General features: G+C 72.6%; 12 protein-coding genes and 1 pseudogene. 7 read left to right on the top strand and 6 right to left on the bottom strand.

Translation table 11 applies throughout. The features are described from left to right. Nucleotides 1-23: 23 nt before the first annotated feature. Nucleotides 24-653: a TetR/AcrR family transcriptional regulator gene (locus tag QSK39_RS13385; RefSeq protein WP_285478041.1), complete on the bottom strand. Its 630-nt coding sequence runs from the start codon at nucleotides 651-653 to the stop codon at nucleotides 24-26. A gap of 85 nt (nucleotides 654-738) precedes the next feature. On the opposite strand from QSK39_RS13385, the gene wzt reads away from it, so the two are divergent. Further along, entirely contained in the window at nucleotides 739-1,479 is a 741-nt protein-coding gene (wzt, locus tag QSK39_RS13380) for a galactan export ABC transporter ATP-binding subunit Wzt/RfbE (protein ID WP_285478040.1), read from the top strand. Here the strand turns inward: wzt and QSK39_RS13375 are convergent. Further along, nucleotides 1,474-1,917 (bottom strand): MarR family winged helix-turn-helix transcriptional regulator, encoded by a 444-nt coding sequence (locus tag QSK39_RS13375; RefSeq protein WP_285478039.1) that lies wholly within the window; start codon nucleotides 1,915-1,917, stop codon nucleotides 1,474-1,476. The two genes, wzt and QSK39_RS13375, sit on opposite strands and share 6 nt — an antisense overlap. Before the next feature lie 54 nt (nucleotides 1,918-1,971). Here QSK39_RS13375 and QSK39_RS13370 point away from each other — a divergent pair, with 54 nt between their 5' ends. Continuing rightward, a complete protein-coding gene (locus QSK39_RS13370; RefSeq protein WP_285478038.1) occupies nucleotides 1,972-2,415 on the top strand; it encodes a nitroreductase/quinone reductase family protein in 444 nt (147 codons plus the stop codon). Next, nucleotides 2,412-3,608, top strand: a complete 1,197-nt coding sequence (locus QSK39_RS13365; protein ID WP_285478037.1) for an FAD-dependent oxidoreductase — start codon at nucleotides 2,412-2,414, stop codon at nucleotides 3,606-3,608. The genes QSK39_RS13370 and QSK39_RS13365 overlap by 4 nt, the downstream gene beginning before the upstream one ends. Here the strand turns inward: QSK39_RS13365 and QSK39_RS13360 are convergent. After that, nucleotides 3,578-3,991 (bottom strand): SRPBCC family protein, encoded by a 414-nt coding sequence (locus QSK39_RS13360; protein WP_285478036.1) that lies wholly within the window; start codon nucleotides 3,989-3,991, stop codon nucleotides 3,578-3,580. The genes QSK39_RS13365 and QSK39_RS13360 overlap by 31 nt on opposite strands. Nucleotides 3,992-4,094: 103 nt before the next feature. On the opposite strand from QSK39_RS13360, the gene QSK39_RS13355 reads away from it, so the two are divergent. Beyond that, nucleotides 4,095-4,532 carry a DUF4383 domain-containing protein gene (locus tag QSK39_RS13355; protein WP_285478035.1) on the top strand — a complete coding sequence of 146 codons (438 nt, stop codon included), beginning with the start codon at nucleotides 4,095-4,097 and terminating at the stop codon, nucleotides 4,530-4,532. Here the strand turns inward: QSK39_RS13355 and QSK39_RS13350 are convergent. Beyond that, nucleotides 4,483-5,733 (bottom strand): glycosyltransferase 87 family protein, encoded by a 1,251-nt coding sequence (locus tag QSK39_RS13350; RefSeq protein ID WP_285478034.1) that lies wholly within the window; start codon nucleotides 5,731-5,733, stop codon nucleotides 4,483-4,485. The two genes, QSK39_RS13355 and QSK39_RS13350, sit on opposite strands and share 50 nt — an antisense overlap. Before the next feature lie 96 nt (nucleotides 5,734-5,829). Between QSK39_RS13350 and QSK39_RS13345 the strand changes: the two genes are divergently transcribed. The 3 genes from QSK39_RS13345 to QSK39_RS13335 all read left to right on the top strand — a co-directional run bounded on the left by QSK39_RS13345 (nucleotide 5,830) and on the right by QSK39_RS13335 (nucleotide 8,479). Next, nucleotides 5,830-6,057 carry a hypothetical protein gene (locus QSK39_RS13345; protein WP_285478033.1) on the top strand — a complete coding sequence of 76 codons (228 nt, stop codon included), beginning with the start codon at nucleotides 5,830-5,832 and terminating at the stop codon, nucleotides 6,055-6,057. A gap of 69 nt (nucleotides 6,058-6,126) precedes the next feature. After that, nucleotides 6,127-7,260, top strand: coding sequence for an acyltransferase family protein (locus QSK39_RS13340; protein WP_285478032.1), 1,134 nt, complete (start codon nucleotides 6,127-6,129; stop codon nucleotides 7,258-7,260). Between the two features lie 19 nt (nucleotides 7,261-7,279). After that, on the top strand, nucleotides 7,280-8,479 hold the full coding sequence (locus tag QSK39_RS13335; RefSeq protein ID WP_285478031.1) for a cysteine desulfurase-like protein: 1,200 nt from the start codon (nucleotides 7,280-7,282) through the stop codon (nucleotides 8,477-8,479). Nucleotides 8,480-8,546: 67 nt separating this feature from the next. Here the strand turns inward: QSK39_RS13335 and fusA are convergent. Then, nucleotides 8,547-10,486: pseudogene (gene fusA, locus QSK39_RS52980) on the bottom strand (elongation factor G). A 292-nt stretch (nucleotides 10,487-10,778) separates the two neighbouring features. Further along, nucleotides 10,779-12,218 carry a M4 family metallopeptidase gene (locus QSK39_RS13320; protein ID WP_285478028.1) on the bottom strand — a complete coding sequence of 480 codons (1,440 nt, stop codon included), beginning with the start codon at nucleotides 12,216-12,218 and terminating at the stop codon, nucleotides 10,779-10,781. Nucleotides 12,219-12,400: the final 182 nt, after the last annotated feature.

The following is a 12,400-nucleotide window of genomic DNA, read 5'->3' as shown; positions in this document are numbered from 1 at the left end:
CCGGTTCCGGCGGCTCCGCTCGGTCAGCCGCCCGGGGAGGTGAGGTAGGCGAGCGCCAGCGCGGTCGTCTCGGTGGCCCACGCGGTCCAGGTCAGGCCGTCGGGCCAGAACCGGCCGGTGGCGGCGCGGTGCACCGCGGAGCCGATGATGGTCCGGGCGATCGTGCGGACGGCGAGCGCGGCGTCCGGACGGCGGACCTCGTCCAAGCACGGGTGCACGGCTTCGACGAGCGCCTGCTGGATCGCGGCCAGCGCCTGGAGGCCGCGATCGCGCCCGTCGGCACGCTGGCCGTCGAGCAGCTCGGGGAAGATCCGGTCGTGGCTCGAGAAAGTCCGGGCCAGCGCACGGACGAACGCGCCGACGACCTCGCCCAGCCCCGGTTCCGACGTCCGGAGTGCGTCGCCGACGCCGGCCTCCAGACGGCCGAGCAACTGGTCCTTCACGGCGTAGAGCAGCTGGTCCTTGCCCGAGAACCGGCGGTAGATCGTCCCCACCGACATCCCGGCCCGCTCGGCGACCGCCGCGAGGGTGAACTCTTCGTGACCCTGCCCGGCCAGCACGTGCTCGGCGGCGGCCAGCACCTTCTGCAGCGACTCCCGGCTGCGCGCTTGCCGCGGCGGGTGGAACCCGGGGTCGGCGGACTGCTGGCTCACCGGCCGCACGCTACCTCCCACCCTCGGACCACCGCCGAATACGAATGATAACTTGCATTCGCATTCGGCGGCGAGAGGGGCGAACATGGTGAGCATCGAGGTCAAAGGCGCGTACGTCGACTTCCCGATCTTCGACGCCAAGACCCGGTCGCTCAAGAAACAGGTGCTCGGCAAGGTCGGCGGGCCGATCGCCGCCGCGGCGAAGGTCCCGGTCATCGAAGCGCTGCAGGACATCACCCTCTCGATGGGCGACGGCGACCGCGTCGGGCTGGTCGGGCACAACGGCGCCGGCAAGTCGACCCTGCTGCGGCTGCTGTCCGGCATCTACGAGCCGACCCGCGGCACCGCCCGGGTCACCGGCCGGATCGCGCCCGTGTTCGACCTCGGCGTCGGTCTGGACCCCGAGGTTTCGGGCCACGAGAACGTCATGATCCAGGGCCTGTTCCTCGGCATGAGCCGCAAGCAGATGGCGAAGCGGGTCGACGACATCGCGGAGTTCACCGAACTCGGCGACTATCTGAGCTTGCCGCTGCGCACCTACTCGGCCGGCATGCGGGTCCGGCTCTCGCTCGGCGTGGTGACCACCATCGACCCCGAAATCCTCATCCTCGACGAGGGCCTCGGCGCCGTCGACGCGGCGTTCCTCGCGAAAGCCCGCGAGCGGCTGGTCGACCTCGCCCGCCGCGCCGGGGCACTGGTCTTCGCCTCGCACTCCGACGAACTGCTGCGGGAGCTCTGCACCACCGCCCTCTGGATGGACGAGGGCCGGATCCGCGACCACGGCCCACTGGACGACGTCCTCGCGGCCTACCACGCGAGGTCATGACCCGGCCGCGTACGTCCTCAGCACTTCCGTCGTGTCGCCGAGGAACTTCGCCACCGCTTCGGCCTGCCCCGGCTCCAGCTCCTCCGTCAGCCGGGTCACCGCTTCGACCAGCGGCGCCAGCGCCGCCCGAACCTCGGTGCGGGCGGCGTCCGCGATGACCAGCGTGACGCGCCTGCCGTCGCTGGGGTGGCGGTCGCGGCGGACGTGGCCGGCCGCTTCCAGGCGGTCGACCAGGACCGTCGCCGACGCCGAGCGGATCTTGAGCGCGTGCGCCAGGTCGACCGTGCCCATCGGCGTGCCCGCCGCCAGGTGCTGCAGGGCCTGCACGTCGGTCGCGCCGAGGTCCAGGCGGCGGGCCAGGGCCAGCTGGACGTCGTGGGCGAGCGCCAGCAGGTCCCGCAGGGCGAGGTTCACCCGGTACGCGACGCTGTCTTCCACCGGGCCATTCTAAGGTAGCTAGACAATCTAGCTAGTTTTGCTACGGTGAACCGGGTGGACGTGCGAGCGATGAACGCCGAAATGACCGCCAAGCTGATCGGGGTGCCCGGCGAGCCGCCTCCCGAAGGCGGGTACGCGCTGCGTGTCGTCGAGACCCGCGGCCGCAGCACCGGTGCGCCGCGGCTCGTGCCGCTGGCCGTCGTCGCCCGGGACGGCGGGCGCTACCTCGTCTCGCCCGTGCGCGACCGCGACTGGGTCGCCAACCTCCTGGACGCACCCGAGTGCGCGCTGCTCGCGGCCGGCGAACGGCAGGACTGCCGCGCGGAGACCGTCGACGGCTACGAAGCCGCCGAAGTCGTCGCGACGTACCTGACCGCGATGTCGGTCCCGTGGGCGATCAAGGCCTTCCCGGTACCTCAGGACGCGACCCCGCGCCAGATCCTCGAGCACCTGCCCGGGATGGCAGTCTTCCGGCTGACCACAGTGGACACGGCGTGAGCGTCGCCGTCGCGGGCGGCGGCCCCGGCGGGCTGCTGCTCGGCTACCTGCTCGCCCGCGCCGGCATCGAGGTCACGGTGTTCGAAGCGCGCTCCGACTTCGACCGCGACTTCCGCGGCGATTCGCTGCACCCCTACACCCTCGAGCTGCTCGACCGGCTCGGCCTGGCGGCCGACCTCCTGCGGCTCGACCACTTCAAGGCGCGGTCGTTCCGCTTCCACACACCTTCTGGCGTCTACAGCTGCGCCGACTACGACCGCCTCGACACGCCGTTCGGCTACGTCGCGCTGATGCCGCAGGTGCGGTTCCTCGACTTCCTCGCCGAGCGGGCGGCCGCGCTCCCGGCGTTCACCTTGCGCACGAACGCCAAGGTCACCGGCCTCCTCGAAGAGGACGGGAAGGTGACCGGCGTCCGGTACCGCGGCGGCGAGCTCACCACGTCGCTGGTCGTCGGCGCCGACGGGCGCTTCTCCACCGTGCGGCGGCTCGCGGGACTCGAGGCGAAACCACTCGGCGCCACCACCGACCTGCTCTGGTTCCGGCTGCCGCGCTCCCCCGGCGACCCGCCCGACGCCGACCTCGACCTCTACTTCGGGCGCGACGCCTACGTCGGTGTCCTCGGCGGGGTCCGCGACTGGCAGGTGGGCTACAGCATCGAAAAGGGCTCGTACCCGGCGCTGCGCGAACGGGGCGTCGAGCCGATCCGGGCGTTCCTCCGCGAGCGCGTGCCGTGGCTCGCCGACCGCGCGCACTTGCTCACGGACTTCTCGCAGACGACGCTGCTGTCGGTGGACATCTCCCGCGTCGAGCGCTGGCACCGCCCGGGCCTGCTGCTGCTCGGCGACGCGGCCCACGTCATCTCCCCCGTCGGCGGCAACGGGATCCTCATGGCGATCCAGGACGCCGTCGCCGCGGCGAACCGGCTGATCCCGGCCCTGCGCCGCGGCGACGCCGGCCCGGACGTCCTCGCCGGCGTCCAAGCCGACCGCATCCGCGCCATCGAACGGGTCCAGGCCGAGCAGGTACGGGTCGAGAAGCGTGCCGCCGCCGCGCGGGCACGCGGCCGCGGGAGCGCGCCCCCGGCGTTGCTCAAGCTCCTGTTCGCGGTGCCCGCGCTCCGCACCCGCGGCGCGCGAAGCAACGCCTACGGGCCGTTCCCGCCTCAGCTCGACGAGTCCCTCTTGGCGTCGTAGGACACCGCGTGGGTCATGGCGGCCACCGTGCGTTCGAGACCCTGCTGTACCTCGCCGTCGTCGGCCTCGCGGACGCTGTGCAGCGTCACGGTGATCGCCGACGACGCCGGGCCGTCTTCGGCGACCCGCAGCTCGCCGTGGTAGTCGTCGGGGCCTTCGGCGCCCCAGGACAGCGAACGGTTCGCCGGGTCGGTGTGCAGCCACGCCTCGCTCGCGACCCGGTTGCCGTGCACCTCCGCCTCGACGTGCACGCTGTCGCCGCCCGTCGGCTCGGCGACCTTCATGTCCGGGAAGTACCGCGGCAGGTTCTCCGGGTGACTCAGGAAGGCGAACAGCTCGTCGGCGGGGACGTCGGCGGTCGCGGTGTGGCGGTACTCGGTCATCGTCAGCTCCTCGGGGTCGGGTCGGGCCCCGGTTACCCCCATCTCCGGGGAACAACCCCGGCAAAGGTGCTTTAAACGGGTCCCCGCGGGGCATCCGGGAAGCATGACGACCACCGAACCCGAGACCCGGCTGCCGAAGCGGGGCCCCGATCCCGTGCAGGGCATCGGCATGCTGATCGGCCTGCTGTTCCTGGTGCTGGGCGCGCTCGAGCTGATGCCGGGCGTTTCGGTCGGCGAAGCGCCCGCGCGGACCTTGTTCGGGGTCTTCGCGGTGTCGGGGGCGTGGACGCTGGTGCACCTGCTGACCGGCGCCGCGGCGGTGTTCTGCACCCGCTCCTCCCGTGCCGCCGCCCGGTTCCTGATCATCGCCGGTGCCTGCTACGCCGTGGTCGGCCTCGCCGGGCTGCTGCCGTTGCCGCGGGCGGTCACCGACACGCTGCCGCTGAACACCGCCGGGATCTGCCTCGCCCTCGCCCTCGGCACGGCGATGCTCATCCTCGGTGCGGGCTGGCGGTGGCGCCGGCCGGAACGGCGCCGCTGAGGTCGTCACCGGGCGGCTGGAACCGCACCAGCACCGCCGCGACCAGCACCGCGAGTCCGAAAAGGACATAGCCGTTGCCGGTCAGCTGCTGGAGGAACGTCCAGTCGCGCTCCACCTCGCCGCCACGCGGCCACCACCACTGCGGGCCGGCGACGAACAGCACGGCCCCCACCCCGGCCACCGCGGCGAACCCGCGCCGCCGGGTGCGGCGCGCCAGCTCCGCCCAGCCGAGCAGTACGACCACGGCCCAGACCCAGTGGTGCGTCCACGAAATCGGCGAAACGAGCAGCCCGCCGACGGCGTTCAGGCCGAGCGCGACGGTCCGCTCCCCCGCGGCCAGCGCGCGTCGCACGCCGAGCGCCGTCAGCACGAGGACGACCGCGACCAGCGGCAGCCACCACGCGGTCCGCGCGCCGGCCGGCACCCCGGCCCGGGCGAGCAGCCCCAGCAGGGACTGGTCGCCGGCGTAGGTCGGCTCGCCGACGCGGCCGGTGTCCCAGAGCGCGCTCGTCCAGTACCGCGCCGAGTCCGCTCCGGCGAGCAGGAAGCCCAGCGCCGTCGCGGCCACGAAGGTGACGGCGCTGGTCACGGCCGCGCGGGTGTCCCGGCGGAGCAGGAAGTACAGCAGGAAGATCGCCGGGGTCAGCTTGATCGCGGCGGCGATCCCGATCAGCAGGCCGCGCGGCCACCGCGGGGTGTCGACCAGCACGTCCAGGACGACGAGGGCGAGCAGGAGCAGGTCGAGCTGGCCCGCGTAGACCGTGCGCAGGACCGGCTCGAGCACCTCGGCGGCCAGCAGCAGCGCGCCGACCCGGCGCCAGTCGCTGCGTGCGCCCAGCGCGCGCAGCACCGTGACCAGCACGAGCGCGAGCAGGCCGAGGGTGCCCACGGTGACCGCGAGGCAGGCGGCCCAGTACGGCAGCACCGCGAGCGGCGCCAGCACGATCGCCGCGAACGGCGGGTAGGTGAACAGCAGCAGCTGGCCGTCGCCGGTGGGCGGCAGCGTGCCGTACAGCGCGTCGCCGTGCAGCAGCGCCGCCGAGCCAAGCCGGTAGACGTCCAGGTCGACGCGGTACGCGGGAAACCGCACCCGGCCGTCGTTGTACGAGACGAGCAGCACGGCCAGCACGAGCGCCTGGGCGCCCAGCAGCACGTACGCGTTCCGCAGCTTTGCCCGTACCCGGCGTCCCCCTCGGATCATCCTTGGCATTCTGTCGTGTCCCCGCGGGAGCGCCATCCGGGAATCCCCCGGACTGCGCCCCGGAAAACCGCTTGCCCGCCGTGTCAGCCTGAGCGGATGGGGACACCGACCGGCTTCACCTACCGCCTCGACGAACGCGGCACCGTGACCATCACGCACCACGGCCGTCCGGCCGGGACGCTGCGCGGGTCCGCCGCCGCGCGCTTCCTGGCCGCCGCCGACCGCGGCGACGACCAGCAGCTGCTCATGGCCCGCGCGACGGGCAACTACAAGCACGGCAACGAGCGGGAGTCGCGCGGCCACGCCCGCAACCGCGGCCGCTGACCGGAAGCGCAGCCGCATTTCCGCCGTTCGGGTCAGGTACGCGAGCCGGATGGGCTAACATCGCGCTTCGTGCCGATCTCGTCAAAAATTCACGCCAACCCCAACATCGGCTTCGCGTGGCTGCGCATGATCGGCGCGATCACCGTCATCGTCGACCACAGCATGCCGCTGCTGCACCCGCAGCGGCTGACGGTCTTCCCCGCGTCCTGGCACATGTCGCCGGGCTACATCGCGCTGATGGCGTTCTTCGCGATGAGCGGCTACCAGATCCGGGACAGCTGGGTGCGCGACCCGTCGTGGTGGCGGTTCTCCGCGCGGCGCCTGCTGCGGATCATGCCGCCGCTGCTCGTCGTGCTGCTGGTGACCGTGTTCGTGATCGGGCCGCTCGTGACGACGTGGTCCGCGCACGACTACTGGACGAACCTGCAGACGTGGCGCTACCTGGTCGGCACGACCGTGCTGTTCTACCTGCAGCACGTCCTGCCCGGGGTGTTCGCCGAAAACCCGTACCCGTGGTCGGTGAACGGCGCGATCTGGACGCTGCCGATGGAGCTGCTGGGCTACGGCCTGGTCCTCGTCGCCGGACTGGTGGTGCTGGCCGGCGCGGGGCGCTGGATCGTGGTCGTCGTCCTCGGCGGCATGGTCTACGCCGATACCGTGTTGCGCGCGACGTTCGAGTACCACGGCGCGGGCGGCTCGCTGGTGCAGGTCCCGATCGGGTCGACGGTGTCGTTCCTGGTGCCGTTCGTGCTCGGGATGCTGCTGCACGCCTACCGGGACAAGATCCCGCTCCGGCCGTGGGCCGCGATGGTCCTGTTCGCCGCGTACCTGGCGCTGAGCCAGACGCCCGCCAGCCGGTACCTGCTTGCCGTCAGCGCGGCCTACGGCGCGATCACGCTCGCGACGCACTGGCCCAAGAAGCTGGAGGCCGGCGGGCCGCACGTCTACGGCAGCTACGGCACCTACATCTGGGGCTTCCCGATCCAGCAGCTGCTCATCCTGGCCGGCGTCCGGCAGGTGTGGCTGCTGATGCTGCTGGCCGTCCCGGCCTCCTACGTCGTCGGCCGGTTGTCCTGGGAGTACGTCGAAAAGCCGACGCAGCGGCTGCGGCGCCACCTGCGGCCGCCGGCTCCGGTCCGGCGGCCGGTCGCCACGCCGCCCCAGCTGCCGGTCACGGCGGCAACCCCGTTGCGGAGATCCTGACGCCTGGCACGCTGGCGCCATGAGCTACGACGTGCGGTCGATCCGCAAGCACTTTCCCGCCCTCGCCGCCGCGCACTTCGACGGGCTGGGTGGCTCGCAGGTCCCCGACGTCGTCGGCGAGGCCGTGGCCGGGACGCTGTGCTCCGGGATCGCCAACCGCGGCGTCGTCACGGCCGCCGAGCGCCGCGCGAGCGCGGTGGTCGTCGAGGCCCGCCAAGCCGTCGCCGACCTGCTCGCCGCCGACCCGGCCGGGGTCGTGTTCGGCCGCAGCATGACGCAGGTGACCTACGACTTCTCCCGCACGCTCGCGAAGGGCTGGGGCCCGGGCGACGAGGTCGTCGTCACCCGCCTCGACCACGACGCGAACATCCGGCCGTGGGTCCAGGCCGCGGAAGCCGCGGGCGCGACGGTGCGCTGGGCGGACTTCGACTCGGCGACCGGGGAACTGGCCCCTTCGGCCGTCACCGAGCTGCTGTCGGCGCGGACCCGGCTCGTGGCCGTGACGGCGGCGTCGAACCTCCTGGGCACCCGGCCGGACATCCCGGCGATCGCGGCGGCGGTGCACGACGCGGGCGCGCTGCTGTACGTCGACGGTGTCCACCTGACGCCGCACGCACCGGTCGACGTCACGGCGCTGGGGGCCGACTTCTACGCCTGCTCGCCGTACAAGTTCCTCGGCCCGCACCTCGGCCTGGTCGTGGCGGCGCCGTCGTTGCTGGAGACGCTGCACCCGGACAAGCTGCTGCCGTCGACGGACGCGGTCCCGGAGCGGTTCGAGCTGGGGACGCTGCCGTACGAGCTCCTGGCCGGCACGACGGCGGCGATCGACTTCCTGGCCGGTCTCGTCCCGGGTACGGGGTCTCGCCGCTCGCGGCTGCTCGGATCGTTGACCGCTTTGGAGGAGCACGAAAACGCGCTGCTCGCCCGGCTCGACGCGGGGTTGGCGGCGCTCCCGGGGGTGACGCGGTACGGGCGGCCGTCGCGCCACCGCACACCGACGGTGCTGTTCTCGGTCGACGGTGTCGCGTCGCAGGCGGTGTACGAGCACCTCGGGGCGCAGGGGGTCAACGCGCCGGCGGGGAGCTTCTACGCGATCGAGTGTGCGCGGCACCTGGGTCTCGGGGCCGCGGGTGCGGTGCGGGCGGGGATCGCGCCGTACACGACGGAAGCCGACGTGGACGCGCTGCTCGCCGGGGTGGCGTCGGTCCCCCGCGGGTAGACGGCGCTCGGGCTCACGACTCCGGCTCGGCCGCGCCCCATCGGGGCCGCTCGAGCCGGACCGTCGCCTACGGGACCGGCGCGTAGCCCGACGGCCGGGCGGTGAACGTGCCCCGGCCCTGGGTGCGGCTGCGCAGGCGGTTCGCGTAGCCGAACAGCTCCGCCACCGGGACCGTCGCCGTCACGACCGCCGTGCCGGCGCGGACCTCCGAGCCCGCCACCCGGCCGCGGCGGGCCGCCAGGTCACCGAGCACCCCGCCGACCGCGTCGGCCGGGACCGTCACCACGACCGCGGCCACCGGCTCGAGCAGCCGCAGGACCGACGAACGCAACGCTTCCCGCAGGCCGAGCCGTCCGGCCGTCCGGAACGCCAGGTCCGACGAGTCCTTCGGGTGCGTCGCCCCGTCGGTCAGCACAACCCGCAGGCCTGTCACCGGGTGCCCGCCCAGCGGTCCGTCGGCTAGCGCGTCCCGGCAGCCGGCCTCGACCGCGCGGACGTACTCGCGCGGGACCCGGCCGCCCACGATCGCCGAGGCGAACTGGAACCCCTCGGCCGCCGGCTCGACGTCCAGGACCACGTGGGCGAACTGGCCCGCCCCGCCGTCCTGCTTGACGTGCCGGTACAGCAGCCCGGACACGCCGCGGACCACGGCCTCGCGGTGGGCCACCGAAGGCCGCCCGACCGCGACGTCGAGCCCGCGGTCGCGCCGCAGCTTCTCCACCGCCACCTCCAGGTGCAGCTCGCCCAGCCCGGACAGCACCGTCTGCCCGGTCTCCGGGTCGGTCCGCACGACCAGCGACGGGTCCTCCTCCGCCAGCCGCGCCAGCGCCGACGCCAGCCGGTCGCCGTCGCCCGCCCGGCGCGCCTCGACGGCGACCGAGACCACCGGGTCCGCCGTCGGCGGCGGCTCCAGCAGCAGCTCGTCGCCGAGCGCGCTGAAGGTCGCTCCGACGCGCGCCGCCTTCGGCCCGGCCACCGCCACGATGTCGCCCGCCACCGCACTGTCCACTTGCGACTGCCGGTCGGCCTGCACCCGCAGCACGCGCGCGATCCGCTCGGTGCGCCCCGCGTCGCGCACCTGGTCTCCCTTCCGCAGCGTTCCCGAATACACCCGCAGGTACGTCAGCCGTCCCGTGGCCGTCGCGACGACCTTGAACACCAGCGCGGCCAGCGGCGCGCCGGGTCGGCGGGCCGGTCGGCGCGCACCGGCGGGACGTCCGCCGGCGACGGCAGGTAGGCCACGACGGCGTCGAGCAGCGGCTCGATGCCGCGGTCGCGGTAGGCGGCCCCGCACAGCACGACGAGCCCGTCGCCGCTGAGGGTCAGCTCCCGCAACGCCTTCTCCAGCGTTCCGGCCGAGACCGTCCCCGTGGCGCAGAACTCCTCCAGCGCCAACGGGTGCAGCTCGGAAACGGCCTCCTCCAGCACACGACGGCATCGTCGCGCCTCGGCCGGCGCGTCCACCGGCAGACGGACCAGGTCGACGACGCCGGTGAAGCCGTCCTCGCGCCCGATCGGCAGCTGGACGACCAGCGGCGCCGGGTGCAGCCGCGCCCGGATCGACGCGACGGCCGCGTCGAGGTCGGCGCCCGCGCGGTCCAGCTTGTTGACGAACGCGATCCGCGGCACGCCGTGGCGATCCGCCTGGCGCCAGACGGTTTCGCTCTGCGGCTCGACGCCCGCGACGGCGTCGAACACGGCGATCGCGCCGTCGAGCACGCGCAGCGCCCGCTCGACCTCGGCGGTGAAGTCGACGTGGCCGGGCGTGTCGATGAGCGTGAGCCGGTGACCGGCCCACGCGCAGCTGACGGCCGCGGAGAAGATGGTGATGCCGCGGTCGCGTTCCTGCGGGTCGAAGTCGGTGACGGTGGTGCCGTCGTGGACTTCGCCGGTCTTGTGGGTGGCTCCGGTGGTGTGGAGGATCCGTTCGGTGACGGTGGTCTTGCCCGCGTCGACGTGGGCGAGGATGCCGAGGTTGCGGACGGTGGTCAGGTCGTGGGTGCGCACGGCGTGGTCCTTTGTGGACGATCCGGTCAGGGCAGCGCGATTCGCCGCGACGGAACTTGTCACGGGTGCGGTGTCAGCCGCGCGGCGGACACCTGAGCTGCGAAGACACGAGGATCACCTCGGACCGCGGACGGGAGACGACGGCGATGCGCACGGCCGGCTCCCTTCGTTCACGCGATCTCGGACTCCGGGCAGCGTAACGGCGGTTTTCCGGGCCGCCAACCGGATTTCGCCCGGACCACGCCGAAGGCCACCCCGGTCGCCCGGAGTGGCCTTCGGCGTCGGGGTCCGATCAGCTCGGGTCCTGGTCCAGCTGCGTGGCCTTCACCGCGTTGCCGACCTGGGTGCAGTCGTCGTCGGTGATGCCCGCGGTGCCCGCCTTGGCGAGCGCCGCGCAGGAGGAGTTGAGGGCTTCGCCGACGTCCTTGAACGTCGCGCTCTGGGTGAGCGTGTTCTCGACGCCCCACCAGATCTGGACGGACTTGTCGAGGCCGAGGCCGCGCACGGTCTGGTTGTTGAAGGTGTCGCCGTCGGTGATCAGGTAGTCGGCCTTGTTCACGACACCGTCGTTGATGTGCTCGTCCGGGTTGTTCGTCTGCCAGCCCGGGCCGTTGACCATGTCCGGCTGCGGGGACAGCGACGAGCGCGGGTCCTTCATGTTGCGGATCGCCCCCAGCGACGAGCCCGCGCCGAGCAGCCAGCGGTTGTCGCCGGTGTCGTTGGGGTCGTTCGAGGTGATGCCGATGAACTTGCCGAAGACGTCCGACAGGCCTTCGTTGATCGAGTCGGCCTGGCCGCCGCTCAGCCCGGACGTGTGCTGCGTGACGCCGTGGGTGAGCTCGTGGCCGGTGATGTCGTCGGTGGTGACGCCCTCGCCGAAGGCCATCTGCTCGCCGTCCCAGAAGGCGTTCGCGAACGGGCATTCGCCGTCGACGCAGATCCGGACGGTGCCGCGCAGCGCCTTGCCGGTGCCGTCGGAGTAGTCGGCGCCGATCAGGTTCGTGAGGTCGACGTTGACGTACTTCTGGTAGAAGTCCGACGCCTGCCCGAAGAAGGTGTAGACGTTGTTGACGTCCTCGACGCTCGACTCGGCGCCGCCTTCCTTGCGGGTGACGTCGAAGGCGGTACCGCAGCGGACCGACTCCGTGCTGCCGCTGACCACCTTGTGGTTCGCGTCGCAGACGTCGCGGTTGGCCTCGCGGACCTCCGACCACGACGTCAGGACGTCGGCGGTGCCGGCCTTGACGACCTCGGTCCACTTGTCGTTCAGCTTCTTGCCGTGCACGGTGACCTGGTAGGTCGGCACGGCGACGCCGTCGCCCTTCGCGCCGCCCAGGGTGGCGTCGTACCAGTACGCGCGGGGCGCGTCGGCCTTGAGCTGCACCGCGGGCAGGCCGGTGCGCTTCGCGACGTCCGCGATGGCGGCGTCCGCGGCACCGGTGGCGCTCGCCGGGAACGCGCCCGACGTCTTCTTCGTGGTACGGCCGTGGGTCGCGAGGACCGCGCCGGCCTTGTCGCGGACCTGGATCAGCTGGCCGCCGAACACGGGCACGCCGCCGATCTCCTGCTGCGACCGCACAACGCTGCCGAACGGCATCGCGAGGGAGTTCAGCGCGTGCATCGACGGCTGCGCGATGGTCGCGTAGGCCGGCGAGCCGGTCGTGGCCAGTGACACCGCGACAACGGCCGCGCTCACCGCCGCCGTCCCTGCGATGACCCGTTTGCGTGACACCCGGTACACCTCCGTGGAAGCTTGATCACCTGACGTGAAGTCCGTGCAGGTTCACATGCCCCGAAGGAGTCGCACACCGGTCGAAAGTAGGTAACTGACCATGTGTGGTCCGGAAGTCGGTGGTTAATCACCGACATTTCGGACGCTCCAGGCGTGCTCGAAGGGTCGACACGCGTGATCAG

Origin of the sequence: Amycolatopsis sp. NBRC 101858 (assembly GCF_030269325.1) — a bacterium.
Lineage (GTDB): Bacteria > Actinomycetota > Actinomycetes > Mycobacteriales > Pseudonocardiaceae > Amycolatopsis > Amycolatopsis ponsaeliensis.
This window is presented reverse-complemented; position numbering and strand designations above follow the sequence as displayed.

What these genes read in the sequence shown, in the direction of transcription:
- wzt (WP_285478040.1), top strand. Translation starts at nt 739, where the DNA reads ATGGTGAGCATCGAGGTCAAAGGCGCGTACGTCGACTTCCCGATCTTC.
- QSK39_RS13345 (WP_285478033.1), top strand. Translation starts at nt 5,830, where the DNA reads ATGGGGACACCGACCGGCTTCACCTACCGCCTCGACGAACGCGGCACC.
- QSK39_RS13350 (WP_285478034.1), bottom strand. Translation starts at nt 5,733, where the DNA reads ATGATCCGAGGGGGACGCCGGGTACGGGCAAAGCTGCGGAACGCGTAC.
- QSK39_RS13355 (WP_285478035.1), top strand. Translation starts at nt 4,095, where the DNA reads ATGACGACCACCGAACCCGAGACCCGGCTGCCGAAGCGGGGCCCCGAT.
- QSK39_RS13360 (WP_285478036.1), bottom strand. Translation starts at nt 3,991, where the DNA reads ATGACCGAGTACCGCCACACCGCGACCGCCGACGTCCCCGCCGACGAG.
- QSK39_RS13335 (WP_285478031.1), top strand. Translation starts at nt 7,280, where the DNA reads ATGAGCTACGACGTGCGGTCGATCCGCAAGCACTTTCCCGCCCTCGCC.